Genomic DNA, 15510 nt, shown 5'->3' on the forward strand with positions numbered 1-15510 from the left:
GCGGCGCAACTCTTCCGGCGAAAAATCGGTAGTCACCGGGCGATTTTGAATATCTCCCAGAAAATTCGATATCTGGTCAATCAGTTCATAGCCGAGGCGACGAAACTTCTCCGGAGCAATATCAATTTGCGTCGTCGCTTTATCTTGCACTATACTCTTTTCCATGTTTTGTTGGGCTGTCAGCGAAGCCCCTCGAAGAGGTCTTGTTCGAGCGCTCTCTTTCCATTGACCCGACTGAATGCCCGATAGAATTCTTGTGTCCCCCAGAGCGCCATGTGGTGTTCGGCCGAGAGTTCTTTCAACTTTCCGTAGATTGCCAGTTGTGTCTTGTGACAGCTGACCGCTTCCCAGACAATCTCCCAGACGTTTGAAGTGTCGATGCGGGTGGTGATACCCCAGTCAGGAGCAGGCGTCACTTGCCGCTCTACCCCGTCAACGACCGTTACCAGCTTCCGGAAAGCCGCCTGGTAGGCATCCCACTTCGGCTGCGTCCATGCCATATAATAGAGTTTGGAGATGGCATGGTGCTGTGACGGCACCGCCAGATAACCGTTTCCATTAAAATCCGGGTCAGCGGCGCAGATTGTTGCCGCGGTGGTGTACTGACAGATAGCAATATGGTCGGGATGGCCATACCCCCCTTCCGGTCCAAAAGTAACCACCACCTGCGGTCGGTATTTGCGGATGTAGAATGTGATTTTGGCAATTGCTTCCTGCGGCTCGGCTTTGTCGAGGTCGCCGTCGATATAGTCGAGAAAATGAACCTCCGTAATTCCCAGGCGCTTGGCCGCCATCCGAAGCTCTGTTTCACGAATCTGGCCGACCGCCGCCAGCCCCGGGAATTTTTGCAGGTCGCCATAACGACCCCGCTCTCCCCGGGTGGCGGTTATCAGATAAGTATCGACCCCTTCGCGGCTGTATTTTGCCAGAGTGCCGCCCATCCCGAGCGACTCATCATCAGGATGCGCCAGCACCGTCATCAAACGAAGTTTCGACATTGCTGCAATAAATACTCCGCGCAAAAGTTTCTGCCCGGCATCAGTACCGGAACGACTATAAAGGTCTATACGGAGGAAATCAGTCCATTATTGACGCTGATCCGATTTCTCGAGAGAAGATCGCTCAGTTTCCGGCAGAGTAAGAAATTCTGACGAAAGTCGCCTCGGACACGATTGGGCCGTATTCCAATGCGGCGGGAGCGCCGGCAATATTGTAAGCGGGCATGACACAGACTGACTCGGGTCGATTGATTCCGGCGATGCCAAATCCCAGACACGCGCCGAGAATAAGCAGTGCGGCAGTCCGGAGGAGGGCCGTCAGGAATGATTCTCTTTGTTTCGGGAAAGGCATGAGGTACTCGGTGACTCTGGGGCGGATGGAGCCGATGAATTCGAGTTCGCTTTTGATTTTTGAGAGCAAAGTCCGGCACTGCGGGCATTCCCTCAAATGCGCTTCTGTCTCTCTGCGCCTTTTCTCGTCGGCATATATCTCCAGCGCATATTCCAGCAACTGGTCTTCGTTAAGATGTGTCATTCCAGTATTCCTTTATCTATGAGTTTCTGGCGGCAGGCTTTGACGGCATAGAAAACGCGCGACTTAGCGGTTCCGACCGGGATGCCAAGTTCACGGGCGATTTCATCATAACTGAGATTGCCGTAGAATCTGAGGATAAGGACCTCGCTATGCTCGCGGTCTAATTCCTTGATGGCGCGCGCCAGGATATACTCCTGTTCATTTTTTATTATCGAATCCAGAGGTGAATTGGTATCACCAGGCGGGTCGATGCCGTCCAGGCCGACCGACTTTTTCTGATATTGAGTCTCTTTCACTGCCAGGCGAAAGGCAATGGTTCCGAGGAAGCCGTCAAGGGTTCCCATCTGATGACTCATTGGCGCTCGGATTGCTTTAAACATGGTCTCCTGCGCGATATCATCGGCCGTGGCAACCGAGCCGGTGATAAGATACGCCAGCGCTTTGAGGCGAGGCTGGTAGGCATAAAGCAATTCCCGCCATGACGAGGGGTCCCCATCGCGGGCGCGGCGAAGTATCTCCCAGTCTGGATTCACTTATTTATGCCTTGTTTCCGGCACCATTCACTAATCTCTTCGATATCTTTCATCCCGCACCAGGCCTGTGCGATTCTTCCGCGATTTTCCTCGGATTCCACCGGCTCGACATACTTAATATACCACTCAAAAAGCGGCTCGACCAGTTGCGGAGCGTGTGTTTTCAAGGAGGCGAGGTTGGTAGCGATATGGAGACCGTATCCCTGCACCAGGTACCGTCCTGCATCAAATCGGGGTGAGTTGCGAAGCCGCCAGCTTTCGAGTCCGGCGGTTCGAAAAGACTGCAGCCAGGTCTCAAAAGTCTCCTGCAGTTGCCGGGCGTACGGTTTTTCCGAGGGGGAGACAAGAACCGTCATCCCCAGATCACGCCCTTTTTCGAAGAGCGGTCTTATCTCATCGGTCATAAAGAGAGTCTTGGAAAGATATACTGGACGTCCGGCCGTTTTTGCCGATTCGGTAATGCGATAGAGCAAGGTGTCGGAGAAGATGCCGGAAGAAGGTTTTCGTTTGCCGGCTTTGACAGCCTCGAGGATATAATTCCGTATGCTGTCAATCTGCTTTTCTTCGACGAACCGGGGTAATCCCTGTTCGATTACATAGAGAGGATACCACCCGGTGTTGAGAAGGCTGCGGTTGACCACGGTAACATCGGGGCGGAATTTGAGGATGCGCGAGAGAATCCACCCGGGAAAGGTATCATTGTCGCCATTGGTTATTAGAATGGCATTCGGCTCCAGAGCGCTTATCATATTGAAATTGAAGTCAAAGACTTCATCTGCGATTACGCCGCTCTCCAGAATACGGCGGAGGGCGAGATTGAAACGTTCTTCGTCACGGATATCCATATAATTCGGTATCAGGGCGAACCAGGGGTCGATAAAGCCGGGGTCGAGGGATGCTGCCCGCTCCAGATACCCGCGGGCTTCGGTATTGTCATGAGAGCCGGCTCGCTCCAGCGATTTCAGATAGAGAAGAGTCGGGTTTGCCGGGTATTTTTTGAGGCCCTTATCGAGCAGTTTCCAATAACTGCTGTCATCGGCGTAGTCCGCGGCGCGCATCCAGTGGGCGTAAGCGTACTCGGAAGGAAATGCCTCGTAATATTCTTTCCATTGCTCCGCTAGTTTGGCGTAGGTTGGCTTGTCGTACACCACCAGTCGCATACTTTTGATCTCCTCAGGACGAATAATATCTTTGGAGGGAAGGTCGGAGCAGGCGGCAAAGAAGATAAAAAAGGAAATCAATAGTGCTGAAATAGGGGATAATCGTGATTTCATCGGATTCTCCTTGTTTATTGAGATAATCCGAAAGAGAGGGGTTAGTTCAACGGGATAATAGAGAATCTTGCTTATTTTAAGGGAAAAGGGAGGTTCCTGGCTCAAGCGGAACTTTGGTCTTCCCTACCCAGCGCGGGGCAGAGTTGATGTTCTGGCGAAGCAGAAGATTCAATTGTGCCGCGTGATGTTGAATATGGCGCATGTTGTACATCAACAATTCCACAACGGTGAGTTGCGGCCGCTCAAAGGCGGCAGGCTTGTGCCCGGTGTCATCGGTCAGCGAACCTATGCGGATGCGGCATTTCTGACGTCCCTGCTCCAGGAATCCAAGAAGTTCGTCTTTAGAGTACACCCTGTCCGGAAGAAGTCCCTCCGGGTCCAACTCGCTTAAGGTAAAAGGAGCAGGCGGGGCATATCCCCGGTCGGTCTCAGCCAGATAAAAATCGAGAAAGAAGAGGGTATGATAAGCGATGTACCAAAACTCCTGCGGTCTGGTTTCACTGAGGAATTTTTCGCCGTCACGCGCCCGGTCGTGCCAGAGGGAGTCGGGGCAGGCACGGATAGAATTTTCCAGCATGTCGAGGGCGGCGCCAAATTGCCCCCAGAGAGCAAATTTCCATGCGCTTTCCACGAAACACCTTTCGCTATTGGTTGCAGATAACATAGCATAAGCAACCATTTCCTCAACTGCAATCACTTAATTGGCGCGGAGAGCGGCAACCGGAAAGCGGAATTGGAACCCCCTTCGGCGAAAATCTTCGTGAAGGGGGGACTTGTGGGCGACTAAGAATTAGTATTTTCCTTTGCCTGCCATTACAATATCAGCCTTGGTGGTACCGACTATATCAAGAAGCTCTTGCGTCTCCTTGGCCGGGACTTTGTGTTTGGCAAGAATCTCTTTGAAAATGGTCACCATCCTGTCCCATTCCTTTTCGGTGATATTCAGGTGGACATGAGACTCTTTCATACCTCTACCATGATACTGACACGGTCCCCCCGTCGCCTGGCAGACCATAGCCGTTACATGGTATTTGAGATATTCGGCCGGAACCCGTTTGCGGGCGGCATCAATTGCCGGATTTTGATTCAGAATAGAATCTGGCACGAGGGCATCGATAAAATCGCTCACCACGACCGAAATCGGCATCAACCCGCCCAGCCGGTCATAGAGCGACTTTGTTTTCGCCGCTTCGCCACTCTGCGCCGACGCCATCTGAAATCCGCTCAGAAAAACGAAAACAAGCAGTCCTAATACACCCAGATTAAGAGCTCTTCTGGTCATATTGACCTCCTTTCCTTACGGGGAAAGAGTCCGGCTCCCCGCTGTTTAGACATCAGTTTGCCTTGAATCAGCCCTCACCCAAGAAGAATAATACTTTAGAATTTAGCCAAGACCTGACGATCTAAATCATTGAAGTTCATTCACCGCTGATTTTTAATTTATAACGGCGGTAATATCGAAACTGTTTGAATTGGATTCAACTTCTATAGAAGAAGCAATGGCAACCGACTACGCGACTCGTCGAAAAAATCAGTTCCGGTCTTTGAATGAACCGTCACCCGGACTCAGAAGATTTGCAGGGCGTTTCTTTTGAGCGCCGATTCCTGATGACTTGGGGCGGTATCAATCGAAAAGAGCATTCTATCGCGTTTTCTCCGCCGCCTCGGAAAAATGCATCTGAACAATCACCCAACGGCCGTCACGTTTCTCCAGCACGCCGCTCCAGCGGACATCCTCCCAGTTTGCCGGCTGCCCTTTCCATTCGTTGAAATCGTCCAGACGGGCATGATACCAGGCGACATCACCCGACCGGGAGAGAACAATCCGGAGGTCTCTGACTTCATAACTAACCGCCTTAAATTCATCCTTCATGAAAAAATTCTCGACCTGGTCGGCAAATTGGCTGAAACCGGATACCGTGCCGTCATCTCGCGGCGAAAACCAGAACAGGTCAGAATCATGTGCGAAACATTGGTAGAGCAGTTCCTTATCCTTACTGGCGGCCCAGCCGATACTGTTATGAATCACTCTGGTGATTTTGTCAATTTCTACCGTTAAATCGTACGGCTGTTTCATATGAGCGCCTCCACCTGCCGCCAATAGAAGAATTGGCAGGATAATTAGATATGATATTCTTCTCACTTGACCCTCCCGTGGTAATGGATGTCACTTATCTGATTATACTGGAATAGATAATCGATGTTTCGCCAAAAAGCGTTTACCTGTTCAACAGCGCAGAAATATAGAAGCCCTCTCTGCCTGTTTTGAGGCAGAGAATAGGTGAGCTGAGAATCTGACAGTAAAGAAGTTTCCGGGGTTCAGCCGGTTATCCGGCGTTTTCGAACGCAAGTTTAATCCAGCCGATTAACTCTTTATCCACTTGCGAGACTTCGGTCAGCTTGACTTTGTAATTGCACATACCGCCGGGGGGGATTGCCTCCAAACGGCCCGCCGCAGGAAGTCCCTTGACATTCAAGCCGACTTCAACGCGGCTGTTGGTAGCAGGACCAATCATGGCAAATTGCTTCTTCCGGCGCAGGCTGACATACCCCTTCTTGGGGGCAATCTCAAACTCGCCGAAGTTCTTGATATGCTTCATGAGTGAGTCATGAATGGGACGGAGAGCCTCTTTGGGACCGGAATAGATACCGTTTAGAACATCATCTTCGGACATTGCGCCCTTTTTGGCGGCGGAAGCGCCGTCACTTTTGAGAACATAATGCACGAGTGTGTTGGCATCACCATACCCCATGCCGAGTTTTTGCTGTAGCATGGAACGGAGTTCGCCATGCTTGGTCAGACCGCTTTCCTTGATGATTTTCGCCAGCTGCTCCAGAGTCTTGCCGGTTCTGGTCTGGATATTTTTCAGCTGGGTCTGAGTGGCTTGTTCGGGGGTCGCCATATAACTATTTTTCCTCCATTTTTTGGAGATACGTTACAGAGCCTGTGAAAAATTGGGGAAAATAGCCGGTCGTCACCGGTCAAATCGATTCAAAGCTTCAAGCAGGCTTCGACACTGAGCCAGAAAAGCCGCTCCCGGGTAGGTAGCCGCAAGTTTTCGCCTCTTGTATCCCACTCTTTTCCGGAGACATCATCACCGCCGGTCAGGATATATCCCAATTTGACTCTGCGGAATTGCGCCACGGCGAGAAGCGCCGCCGCTTCCATCTCCACCGCCAGGCATCCCTCTTTCTTCCGTAAAGCAATTCTGGAAGCCGTTTCGCGGAATAAGCCGTCGGTCGTCCAGACCTTTCCTGTCCGATATGATTCATGGTGGCTTTCAAACACAGTCGTTATCGCTTTGATTGCTTTCTTATTCACGTCTATTTCGCGGGAAGGTTCCCGATAGTGATATGACGTCCCTTCGTCGCGAACAGCGGCGCTGGGAACAACAAAGCCGCCTCGCGGAATACTCCTGTCAAGGACGCCGGAGCTGCCGCAGGCGATGAATTTCCTGCCGCCAAGTCCGATGGCTAACTCCAGAAATGCGGCCGAGACCGATGCCCCCATCAAGGGAAAAAAGAAGACAATGGGACACCCTCTATATTCCATCCGATAGAATGGATTAGTGCCGTAAACTCCCTTGTCTTCATACATTTTTTCGGCTCCGGTGCTTTCTGCAATCTTCTCTACAACATCCTTGAAAAAACAGATTATGCCGTGCTCCCAATTCTCCACTTTGCGGATAAAATTGCTCGCTTCGATGATGGCTTTCTTTGAGGGGTCAAATTCGAGGATTGGGTATTTTCTTTTGCGCATTACACTCTCCCTCTCCATTTTTAAGGCTTTCCAGATACAACTTCCGGCTTATTCTCTGTATATAGCTGTCTCCAGTTTTTGCCCTTGAAGATAATGCCCGCGGTACATCCCGGGGGTGTTGAAGGGAAGGGCGATATTGCCCTGCCGGTCGATAGCCACCAGACCGCCGGTCCCGCCGAGTTCCTTGAAACGCCCGAATATCACCTTTTCGGCGGCGTCGCGAAGGCTCATACCGTGATATTGCATTAGAGCCGAGAGGTCATGGCCGAGGACGGCGCGGATGATGAATTCCCCATGGCCGGTAGCGGAAACAGCACAGGTCTGGTTATTGGCATAAGTGCCGGCGCCGACAAGCGGCGAATCGCCGATTCGTCCGTGGCGGCTGTTGGTCATACCGCCGGTGGAGGTTGCGGCGGCAAGGTTGCCCGATTGGTCAAGCGCGACCGCGCCAACGGTGCCGAATTTCTGCTCGCTATCAGATTCCGAACCGGAACGGCTCCGCTCTTTCCAGTTCTTCTCAAGTTCTATTGCTTTCTGAAGTTGCTGCCATCGGCTCTCCGTGAAAAAATACTCGTCCGGCATCAATTCGAATCCGTTGAGACGGGCAAATTCTTCGGCGCCATCGCGCGCCAGAAGAACATGCGGTGTCTTTTCCATCACCATTCGGGCTAAATTGATAGGATTCTTGATTTGTTGCACCCCGGCCACCGCCCCCGCTTTAAGCGTGGCGCCATCCATAATAGCGGCATCCATTTCATTCCTGCCTGCATGGGTGAAAACCGCGCCCCGGCCGGCATTGAAAAGAGGGGAATCCTCCATCACATTGACTGCCTTTTGCACGGCATCAACGGCGGTGCCCCCCGACTCGAGAATCTTATATCCCGCCGTAAGGGCTTCGCGCAGGCCATCATGATAACTCCTTTCCAGTTCCGGAGTCATGGCACTCTTCGATATCGCTCCGGCTCCGCCGTGGATGACTATTCCGAAGGTGGGCATGACTTAAGATAATAGTCCGGGGAAAGCGTGTAAATAGCGATATATCTCGCCTCCGGACATAATCCGGCGCTCTTCGACTGAATGTCAAAGGACATGACACAAGCCGAGCACGATTTTATGATTCATTTTTATGTTCTGCCGGGAAATGCTTCATAAATGACTGACCGGCAAAACCGGCCTTCCTTCAACAAACAAATTCTCTCGGGGAGCGTAATTTATCTCAATTTTATGGAGTAATATAGTCTATAATAATTGGGCAGCAAGCGGCCTGCGTATCAAAACGCGGACGGTGTCGCTGCCGTTGTGTAAAAGGAAAGGGTTTGAATATGCGTCTCAAATTCGGGCTGATGGCAACATCGGTTACATTCGCCGTGATGGGAATCTGGTATTCCGTTGGCGTGACCGATTCATCCGGAAAATCCGGGAAACTCCCCCCGGAACCGACCGTCACTTACAAGAACTCTGCGGAAGAGCGCATCGCGCATGGCGAGAGAATTTCTGCCATTGATGATGCCCGACAACAACTGCACGCGCAGCATCACGGCCATAAAGCCATTGAAACCAGAAGCATTCCGGGCCGTTTTGAACCCCCGCGAATGACTTCGGTCGATGACTTTGCCCTTTCCAAGGATGACCTGGTGGTGATTAATCCCGGTCCCGGCGAATATGTGCATGTGATGGAAGGACAGCGTCACGGTTATCAAAATCTCACCATCGGTATTACTTATACCGCCCCCGGCGGGGCTCCGCCGATGCACACGCATAAGGGGGAGGAATCGCATGTCCTCTTGAAAGGGCAGAAAATTCTTTATGCATTGGGCGATAAGATATTCGTTAAAGAAGGACCATATATTGTCAATATCCCCCCCATGGTGCCGCACTCTTTTCAGAACCTCGATGATGACGTCGCCGAACTGGTGGTGATATTTCCCACCAATGTCTGGGAGTATGATGTCCTTGATTATTTTCCCTTCAATACCCCTGAGGCAAAAGCCCTTGCCGAAGAGGCAAAACTCTCCAGGGCAAACGGGCAATAGAGGCGAATTTCATCTGTGGTCTAATTACTAACCGCCTTGCGTAAAGACCTGTTCTTAATATCATTGAAATACTCTGCATAACGGGCTGACATTTTGAACAAAATGGCAGCCCGTTGCATTGATATATATTCCCCAATAATCCCCTCGAATTTCCATTGTGACCAAATTGTGACCACGATCGTTGTAAGTTATTGCAGTTTATTCCAGATTATTCCGAGCGGAGAGGCACGAAAAAGCCCTTGAAAATCAGCGTGTTACGTTGAATTTCAAGGGCTTATGAGATTAACAAAATTGGTGGAGGTGGGGGGAGTCGAACCCCCGTCCGAAATAAGCGCCAGACCATCCTCTACGTGCGTAGCCGTCTCTTTATTTCTCGCCGCCTTACCTGCCGAGCGGCAGGCCAGTAAGACGGCCAGCCTTTGTATTTAAGCCGGCTTTAAAGACGTCAGCCAGCCGAGCCTTCCTGTCCGACGCTCCGCATCAGCCCGGAAAGACAGCAGGCTGAGGAAGCGGGTTACCTAAGAGTTAAACTCGATTAGGCAGCCATGGCGTAGTTGTATTCGCCACTTGTTGTGGTTACCGGATATTTAACGAGCAATCCGGAGTCCCTCGGCACGCCAACAATCCCACACTTACCCCGTCGAAACCGGTACACCCCCATAATCTTATCAGCGAACCACCCACCATAAGGGGTGGGGCACCATTCTGGCACCGGAATTCATACCGCGAAGCTGAGCGTTGGTTCCCTCGCATTCTGCGAGTTTTTCTATCGGCAATATATATAATCGGATAGATTAGTCAATTGTTTCAGGAAATTGACAGAGAAAAGTGCCAGGCAGGCGCCGTCTCAGGCAGCCTCTTCCCCCCTGCCTTTATCAGCATATAAGGCGGTTGCTTACGGGTTTGCCTCACGGCGGTCTTCCCGGGTCTCCCGATAATGCGCGAACCCCTCAAAACTATATCATTGCAGCAGCCGTTGAAGTTATTTCTTGGCTATAATACGGCTGTTGCATTTACTGCTGTTTCGCCTCTTTTTCCTGACAGTCGAAAACCAATAATTGTGCCGTATTGCCGCAAATGAATGGATAGTCAAATCTGGTAATTCGTCACTTAATATTGATGGTAATCTTGTTTCAGAGTCATTAATTTGAATCTCAACCATTTGGAAACGGAGAGTAATATGCGGAAATTCGTAAAGGCATTGGCATTATTCTCTGCCATACTGACTTTCGGCATCGCTTGCGATGATGACAGTCAGAAACCGCCCGAAGTCAATACCTGGATTTTCCCCAATGAAGTCGGCGACTGGTGGGTTTACCAGGTGGCGGATTCGCTCAGTTCCGCTATCGATACGATTCGAGTCAGAATAGAAGGCAGAGACACCCTGAATAACGGCGACTCGGTAACTGTTTGGGTTTTTAGTGACGGCGATGAAATCGACACCAGTTACCTTCATATTGGATACGGTTTCCTTACCACCGACTCCGGACCGGTTATTCGCTATGACACCGTCTTCATATATGCCGGCAAGGACCTGACCAGCCTTTCTGATATCATGATTTTTCCTCTGCGAGTCGGCGATTTCTGGATGGGGGTGATGGACAGGGATACGGTCAGGGTGGTAGAAAAGATGCGGATTCAGACCCGGGCGGGGGACTTTGACGCTTATCTGGTGCAAACGACACGAAACCAGTTCGAGAATGTCATCAATTCCAAGAAGTGGGTGGTCCATCATCTTGGTATGGCGCGATGGGACTTTGTCTGGCTGAGCGGAACGATGCAGGGGCATGAGGGTTGGGAACTGCTCAACTGGCTTCCGGAAGGAGCTTTCTCAACACGATAAAGGGGACTTTTGAAGTATCGTTTGATAATAAACCGTTCGTCCGGAAACTTATATCGCGGCAGATACGTAAAAGGGAGTACCCTATCCAGTATGCAGCAGATTGCGCTTGACAAAAATGGATAGGACGCGATATTATTAATAGACTAAATCTCCCTCGAGCGACATCCGATAAAAGAGTAAACTAACTTTCTCATTTGGGGAGGTGTTATGCTGAAGCGAATTGTGGCAGTGGCGGCCCTCCTGATACTCTTTTTGTTCCTTACTCTTCCGACACTCTACGCCAAGGACAAAAAATACCCCGGCGAGGATGATTTTGTGGCGGTGGAAGTTCCAGCGACTATGACAGTTAGCACTCCGCCGGTCTATCCCGACTCCGCCAAAAACCACAAAGTCGAGGGGACAGTCTGGGTCAAAGCCCTGGTCGACGACAACGGAGCAGTAGTCGAAGCGAAAATTGTGAAGTGCTCCGCCAAGGACTGCGGATTTGAAGAAGCGGCGCTGGAAGCGGCAAAACGATGTCAATATACTCCGGCGATGCAAAATGGAAAGCCAGTTGCGGTCTGGGTTACCTATAAGGTAGAATTCGCACTTGCCGACGGTATGTAAGAAAAGATTAAGAAAGCCGCATACTCCAGCCATAAGCCCCGACCGAGTCGGGGCTTTTTTTATCCGGACACTCTGGCATGCCAGAGCGGCCGGGCTGTCAAGACGGTGATTCTGCCTGCGGCTCAATTAAGGCTTGTCAGTGAGGGTATTTTCCCTATCTTGGCGCTATGAATTCATGCTCTCCGGGAGAAATGCGACCATGCTAAGAATTCTCCTGGTGTTGCTGACCTCTCTTCTGGCGCTGACTTTCAGTGTCGTGACCCCAAGCGCCGCCGAACTATCTATTACCTTTATAGCCAATGAAGGATTCCTGATAGAATGCCAAGATGAGAAATTCGCGGTTGATGCCTTCTTTGGCGGTCCTGACGCGGTCGGTTACCAGATGCCGTCCGATTCGATTATCCAGTTGATGAAGACCGCGGCAGCCCCATTCGACCATATCAACCTTATCGCGGTCACACATGCCCATCACGACCACTTTAATGCCGGAATGGTCGCGTCCTACTTAAGACATAATCCGAAAACAATGGTGGTCTGCCCTCCACAGGCGGCAGAATTACTCGCCAGAGAGGAAGGTTACGCTGATTTCAGCCCTCGCCTCCGCCCGATATCTCATCCTGTTGACTCGGTCATCACGCTTGAAATAGGAAGTATCAGTATTGCAGTCCTTACTGGTAAACATGGTCAATATATTGATACCGATGAACTCACCGGTGAGAAGATTGACCGCCACCGGGAAGTGCAACATCTGGAGTTCTTGTTCTCCGTCGGCGAAAGAAAGATATATCACGGCGGCGACGCCCCTTTGAATGACATAAACCGCTACCGCAGATTGGAGTGGAGCCCGGTTGATGTCGCTCTGACTCAGTGGTTTACTCCCCGCCCAAGGAGCAGTTTCCGGGAGAATCTGGTGCGGGAGGCGATCGGAGCCGAGACGATAATCATGATGCATATCCCACCCGGCAGAGTTTTCTCCGACCCTGAACAGAAAAAAATCTGCGCCGAACGGAAAATAATCGTGCCGACCAGAAGCCTGGAGAAATGGCTTTTCCTGTAAACTGCCCGATATTGCCTCAAAACGATTTCAGCTGCGGCCAGGCTCCATATCTCCCTAAAATTCCGCCTCCGTTGACAATCGCGTTTCGGACAGGGCGTTAAAGCCGTCAGGGGGCGCGTCCGTTTGCCTAGATGCCTCTCATTTTTTCTTCAGATGCCGCAGCTCCGCCGCCATCTCCTTTATTTCGCCCAGGTCACGCACCATCTCGCTCCAACCGTACCAGAGGGCGTAGTCAGGATTGGCATGGAAAGCGCCCTGGAAAGCCCGCATCCGGTGTTTCAAATGCATCTCAAAAAGAGTCTGTTCGATAACAGTCGGGGCATCATGAAAAGTCAATAAATCCGGGAAAGGGTAGGCATACTTTTCCGGTTTTGCCAGAACGGAGTCCCGGTAGAGGTCGGCAATAACCCGAATCGCTTCGGCCAGAAGATGGTCAGCCGCTTTTATCATGCTGTCCCCCTTGGCGATTTCGGCCCGGGCAAAGTTCTCGGAGTGGCATTGGCTGCAGATACTCAAAAGACGAGCCCGCTCCCGGTCAAAGCTCTCCTGGTCCAGGCGGGCGACATCGGCCGCTTTGACAACCTCAAGCCGCGCGGTCGGCTGTCCACTGGGGTCGAGCACGCCCAGCGCCTGAAGTATTGTAACCTGGTCGGCTTTCCATTGAGGGTCCTCTGGCAACGGCAGCCGCACCGCCAGAAACCCCCAGGGGGTGCGAACCTCATGATTCCCATCCGGCATATGGCAGGTCTGGCAGGTCGGCGCCGGGGTTGTTTCGGGCAGAACACCGGATTGTCTAAGCAGATAGCGAACGCCATGTTTGGACGAGGAATACATCTCCCACTGGGGATGGTCAAACCCCATATGGCAGGTCTGGCAGGCCTGGGGCTGCTGCGCTTCCTTGACGGAGAAACTGTGACGGGTATGGCAGGCGTCGCAGGAAGCATGACCAAAAACAGAGCCTTCCGCCTTCAATTTCATAACCTCTGATTCATCCTTCATTCCAATCTTATGGCATCCGCCGCATCCTTTGGCGCCCTGCGTCAGAGCCATCGGAAGGGCATGCGTGGTCGGCATGGCATTCATCGATGCCCAGGATAAGGCATGTTTCCCTTTTGCGAACTGCCCGAACTGCGGGTCATGACACTGGGCACAGGTCTGGGCGGTAGGGGTAAGCGCCCGGGAAAAATCCTGGGCGGTCTGATGCGCTGACCCATGGCAGATATCGCAGCCGACCTCGCTCTTGCTGTGAAGGCTAAGCTGCCAATCAGCCACAATATGGGGTGTCTCCTTGAGATGACAGTCAAGGCAGATATCGGCAAACGCCCCTGACGACAAAATGAAAATGACTATAAGAGAGATTGATACTCTGGTCATAGACTCCTCCTCAGTGAAGATTCTACTTCAATCTTCGGGGAGGAACATAGAAATCCAAGTCACATTTGTCAAAAGAATTTTGCGCCGGTTCCGGCCGATTTGGAGAAAACCAGCCGGCGCCATTTTCATCATAAATGCGGCATATATAAAGATTTTTTTGCTTTCGATTTGTCGGGGCTGAAATATATTGGAACAGATAGACAGGGAAAGGCGGCTTCGAAACAACCTATGAAACAGCCTCGATATATCTCGCTGCTGCGCGGTATCAATCTGCTCGGGCACAAAAAAATCGCTATGGCTGAACTAAGGGCGCTCTATGAATCACTGGGGTTCAAAGAAGCGCAAACTTACATTCAGAGCGGAAATGTCATATTCAGCGCCCCGGAAACCGATATTGCCGCGTTGGTTCATAAAATAGAAAAAAAGATTAAGCTGAGGCTGGGGTATGATGTCTCGGTTATCATTCGGACTGCCGAGGAGATACGAAAAATTGTCGAAAAGAATCCGTTTGCCGGAAAAGAGGCAAGCAAGCTGCATCTGACTTTTCTGGCCGAGTCGCCCGATTCATTTCCGGCCGCCGAAGTAGATAAGGTCAGGGATAAAGCTGAAAGATATGTCCACTCCGGGCGGGAGATTTATCTTTTCCTGCCCAATGGGTATGGACGAACCAAGCTAAACAACAATTTTTTCGAGCGAAAATTGAAGGTAACGGCGACGACACGGAGCTGGAGGACAGTAATAGCGCTGGCGGAGATGGCGGAGGCAGTCCGATAGATAGCAGATGCTATGAAGTATGTTTTTTGTGCGATCGCGGATGACCTGACCATTGTTAGCATTTGATGTTGGCTGCAGTTAATGATTGGTGAATGGAAGGATGGATTTATTATGACCTTACGTATGATTCTATTTGCTGTTGCAGGTATTCTCTTCATAAATGCAGCGCCGTTTGGCTCGTCAGGAGCCGGTACGCCATTCAAGTATATTTCGAGTTGTGAAATCGACCTGAATGATGACGACCGCGGCGATTTGGCGATGCTGATCGAGACAATTGAGGGAAGAGAGTTGATTGTTTTGCTCAGAACGGAAGCGGGATATGAAGCCTTTTTGCTTGCAAGAAAGATTGATGAGAACTTTCATCTCGCTTCTCATTTTGGAAAAACCATCAGAGATACCGAGGCAGGAGATGACAGTGAAGTCCGACGCCAATTTGAAGTTCCGGGGGCATATTTGACTTTATATCAACCGGAAGGTGCCGCGACCGCTTATTTCTGGGATGGTATCGGATTCACTGAGGTCTGGGTATCAGATTAGATTTGAGAGTACTGCGAGCAGGCTATTCTGATGCTGAATTGTGTGGGAAATGGAATCTAAGCACGCTGAAAGAACCTGGTATTTTGTGGCTATAGTGTTGTTCTGCCCGCTTGGCAATCTTGGCGTGTTCTTCCTCTTGAAAGAGGTTATTAGTGGTCATATTAGGGAATTCGACCTGCTTTTGTT

Annotated in this window: 17 protein-coding genes and 1 other RNA gene; 6 read left to right on the top strand and 12 right to left on the bottom strand. The window is 51.0% G+C overall.

Annotation, left to right across the window (positions count from 1 at the left end; translation table 11 throughout):
- Window positions 1-179 precede the first annotated feature (179 nt).
- The 10 genes from AB1690_05315 to AB1690_05360 form a co-directional block, all read right to left on the bottom strand.
- Window positions 180-998, bottom strand: a complete 819-nt coding sequence (locus AB1690_05315) for a PIG-L family deacetylase (GenBank protein ID MEW6014720.1) — start codon at window positions 996-998, stop codon at window positions 180-182.
- Window positions 999-1122: 124 nt separating this feature from the next.
- On the bottom strand, window positions 1123-1533 hold the full coding sequence (locus tag AB1690_05320) for a hypothetical protein (protein MEW6014721.1): 411 nt from the start codon (window positions 1531-1533) through the stop codon (window positions 1123-1125).
- Window positions 1530-2066, bottom strand: coding sequence for an RNA polymerase sigma factor (locus tag AB1690_05325; protein ID MEW6014722.1), 537 nt, complete (start codon window positions 2064-2066; stop codon window positions 1530-1532). Before AB1690_05325 ends, AB1690_05320 begins: the two co-directional genes overlap by 4 nt.
- Window positions 2063-3340, bottom strand: a complete 1278-nt coding sequence (locus tag AB1690_05330; protein MEW6014723.1) for a hypothetical protein — start codon at window positions 3338-3340, stop codon at window positions 2063-2065. Before AB1690_05330 ends, AB1690_05325 begins: the two co-directional genes overlap by 4 nt.
- 76 nt (window positions 3341-3416) lie before the next feature.
- A complete protein-coding gene (locus AB1690_05335; GenBank protein MEW6014724.1) occupies window positions 3417-4004 on the bottom strand; it encodes a DinB family protein in 588 nt (195 codons plus the stop codon).
- Window positions 4005-4130: 126 nt separating this feature from the next.
- On the bottom strand, window positions 4131-4622 hold the full coding sequence (locus tag AB1690_05340) for a group 1 truncated hemoglobin (protein ID MEW6014725.1): 492 nt from the start codon (window positions 4620-4622) through the stop codon (window positions 4131-4133).
- 360 nt (window positions 4623-4982) lie between these two features.
- The gene (locus AB1690_05345) at window positions 4983-5483 is read right to left on the bottom strand and encodes a nuclear transport factor 2 family protein (protein MEW6014726.1); all 501 of its coding nucleotides are present in this window, start codon (window positions 5481-5483) and stop codon (window positions 4983-4985) included.
- Between the two features lie 184 nt (window positions 5484-5667).
- Window positions 5668-6243, bottom strand: a complete 576-nt coding sequence (locus AB1690_05350; protein MEW6014727.1) for a DUF5655 domain-containing protein — start codon at window positions 6241-6243, stop codon at window positions 5668-5670.
- Between the two features lie 89 nt (window positions 6244-6332).
- Window positions 6333-7100 carry a nucleoside phosphorylase gene (locus AB1690_05355; protein MEW6014728.1) on the bottom strand — a complete coding sequence of 256 codons (768 nt, stop codon included), beginning with the start codon at window positions 7098-7100 and terminating at the stop codon, window positions 6333-6335.
- 48 nt (window positions 7101-7148) lie between these two features.
- Window positions 7149-8096 carry an isoaspartyl peptidase/L-asparaginase gene (locus AB1690_05360; protein ID MEW6014729.1) on the bottom strand — a complete coding sequence of 316 codons (948 nt, stop codon included), beginning with the start codon at window positions 8094-8096 and terminating at the stop codon, window positions 7149-7151.
- Between the two features lie 326 nt (window positions 8097-8422).
- On the opposite strand from AB1690_05360, the gene AB1690_05365 reads away from it, so the two are divergent.
- Entirely contained in the window at window positions 8423-9133 is a 711-nt protein-coding gene (locus AB1690_05365; GenBank protein MEW6014730.1) for a cupin domain-containing protein, read from the top strand.
- Between the two features lie 292 nt (window positions 9134-9425).
- On the opposite strand, the gene ssrA is transcribed toward AB1690_05365, so the two are convergent.
- Window positions 9426-9792, bottom strand: a transfer-messenger RNA (tmRNA) gene (gene ssrA, locus AB1690_05370).
- Window positions 9793-10313: 521 nt separating this feature from the next.
- On the opposite strand from ssrA, the gene AB1690_05375 reads away from it, so the two are divergent.
- The 3 genes from AB1690_05375 to AB1690_05385 all read left to right on the top strand — a co-directional run bounded on the left by AB1690_05375 (window position 10314) and on the right by AB1690_05385 (window position 12639).
- Entirely contained in the window at window positions 10314-10976 is a 663-nt protein-coding gene (locus tag AB1690_05375) for a hypothetical protein (GenBank protein ID MEW6014731.1), read from the top strand.
- Between the two features lie 207 nt (window positions 10977-11183).
- Window positions 11184-11582 (top strand): energy transducer TonB, encoded by a 399-nt coding sequence (locus AB1690_05380; GenBank protein MEW6014732.1) that lies wholly within the window; start codon window positions 11184-11186, stop codon window positions 11580-11582.
- A 199-nt stretch (window positions 11583-11781) separates the two neighbouring features.
- Window positions 11782-12639 carry an MBL fold metallo-hydrolase gene (locus tag AB1690_05385; GenBank protein MEW6014733.1) on the top strand — a complete coding sequence of 286 codons (858 nt, stop codon included), beginning with the start codon at window positions 11782-11784 and terminating at the stop codon, window positions 12637-12639.
- A gap of 138 nt (window positions 12640-12777) precedes the next feature.
- Here AB1690_05385 and AB1690_05390 read toward each other — a convergent pair whose 3' ends face one another.
- Window positions 12778-14013: a multiheme c-type cytochrome gene (locus AB1690_05390; protein ID MEW6014734.1), complete on the bottom strand. Its 1236-nt coding sequence runs from the start codon at window positions 14011-14013 to the stop codon at window positions 12778-12780.
- Between the two features lie 228 nt (window positions 14014-14241).
- Between AB1690_05390 and AB1690_05395 the strand changes: the two genes are divergently transcribed.
- Both AB1690_05395 and AB1690_05400 read left to right on the top strand, forming a co-directional pair.
- The gene (locus tag AB1690_05395; protein ID MEW6014735.1) at window positions 14242-14787 is read left to right on the top strand and encodes a DUF1697 domain-containing protein; all 546 of its coding nucleotides are present in this window, start codon (window positions 14242-14244) and stop codon (window positions 14785-14787) included.
- Between the two features lie 111 nt (window positions 14788-14898).
- A complete protein-coding gene (locus AB1690_05400; protein MEW6014736.1) occupies window positions 14899-15324 on the top strand; it encodes a hypothetical protein in 426 nt (141 codons plus the stop codon).
- Window positions 15325-15510: the final 186 nt, after the last annotated feature.

It is taken from the genome of Candidatus Zixiibacteriota bacterium, from assembly GCA_040753495.1.
Lineage (GTDB): Bacteria > Zixibacteria > MSB-5A5 > GN15 > PGXB01 > DYGG01.

Excerpts from the sequence above, each read along its gene's own strand:
- AB1690_05315 (MEW6014720.1), bottom strand. The coding sequence starts at position 998 with ATGTCGAAACTTCGTTTGATGACGGTGCTGGCGCATCCTGATGATGAG.
- AB1690_05320 (MEW6014721.1), bottom strand. The coding sequence starts at position 1,533 with ATGACACATCTTAACGAAGACCAGTTGCTGGAATATGCGCTGGAGATA.
- AB1690_05330 (MEW6014723.1), bottom strand. The coding sequence starts at position 3,340 with ATGAAATCACGATTATCCCCTATTTCAGCACTATTGATTTCCTTTTTT.
- AB1690_05335 (MEW6014724.1), bottom strand. The coding sequence starts at position 4,004 with ATGTTATCTGCAACCAATAGCGAAAGGTGTTTCGTGGAAAGCGCATGG.
- AB1690_05340 (MEW6014725.1), bottom strand. The coding sequence starts at position 4,622 with ATGACCAGAAGAGCTCTTAATCTGGGTGTATTAGGACTGCTTGTTTTC.
- AB1690_05350 (MEW6014727.1), bottom strand. The coding sequence starts at position 6,243 with ATGGCGACCCCCGAACAAGCCACTCAGACCCAGCTGAAAAATATCCAG.
- AB1690_05355 (MEW6014728.1), bottom strand. The coding sequence starts at position 7,100 with ATGCGCAAAAGAAAATACCCAATCCTCGAATTTGACCCCTCAAAGAAA.
- AB1690_05360 (MEW6014729.1), bottom strand. The coding sequence starts at position 8,096 with ATGCCCACCTTCGGAATAGTCATCCACGGCGGAGCCGGAGCGATATCG.
- AB1690_05365 (MEW6014730.1), top strand. The coding sequence starts at position 8,423 with ATGCGTCTCAAATTCGGGCTGATGGCAACATCGGTTACATTCGCCGTG.
- AB1690_05375 (MEW6014731.1), top strand. The coding sequence starts at position 10,314 with ATGCGGAAATTCGTAAAGGCATTGGCATTATTCTCTGCCATACTGACT.
- AB1690_05380 (MEW6014732.1), top strand. The coding sequence starts at position 11,184 with ATGCTGAAGCGAATTGTGGCAGTGGCGGCCCTCCTGATACTCTTTTTG.
- AB1690_05385 (MEW6014733.1), top strand. The coding sequence starts at position 11,782 with ATGCTAAGAATTCTCCTGGTGTTGCTGACCTCTCTTCTGGCGCTGACT.
- AB1690_05390 (MEW6014734.1), bottom strand. The coding sequence starts at position 14,013 with ATGACCAGAGTATCAATCTCTCTTATAGTCATTTTCATTTTGTCGTCA.
- AB1690_05395 (MEW6014735.1), top strand. The coding sequence starts at position 14,242 with ATGAAACAGCCTCGATATATCTCGCTGCTGCGCGGTATCAATCTGCTC.
- AB1690_05400 (MEW6014736.1), top strand. The coding sequence starts at position 14,899 with ATGACCTTACGTATGATTCTATTTGCTGTTGCAGGTATTCTCTTCATA.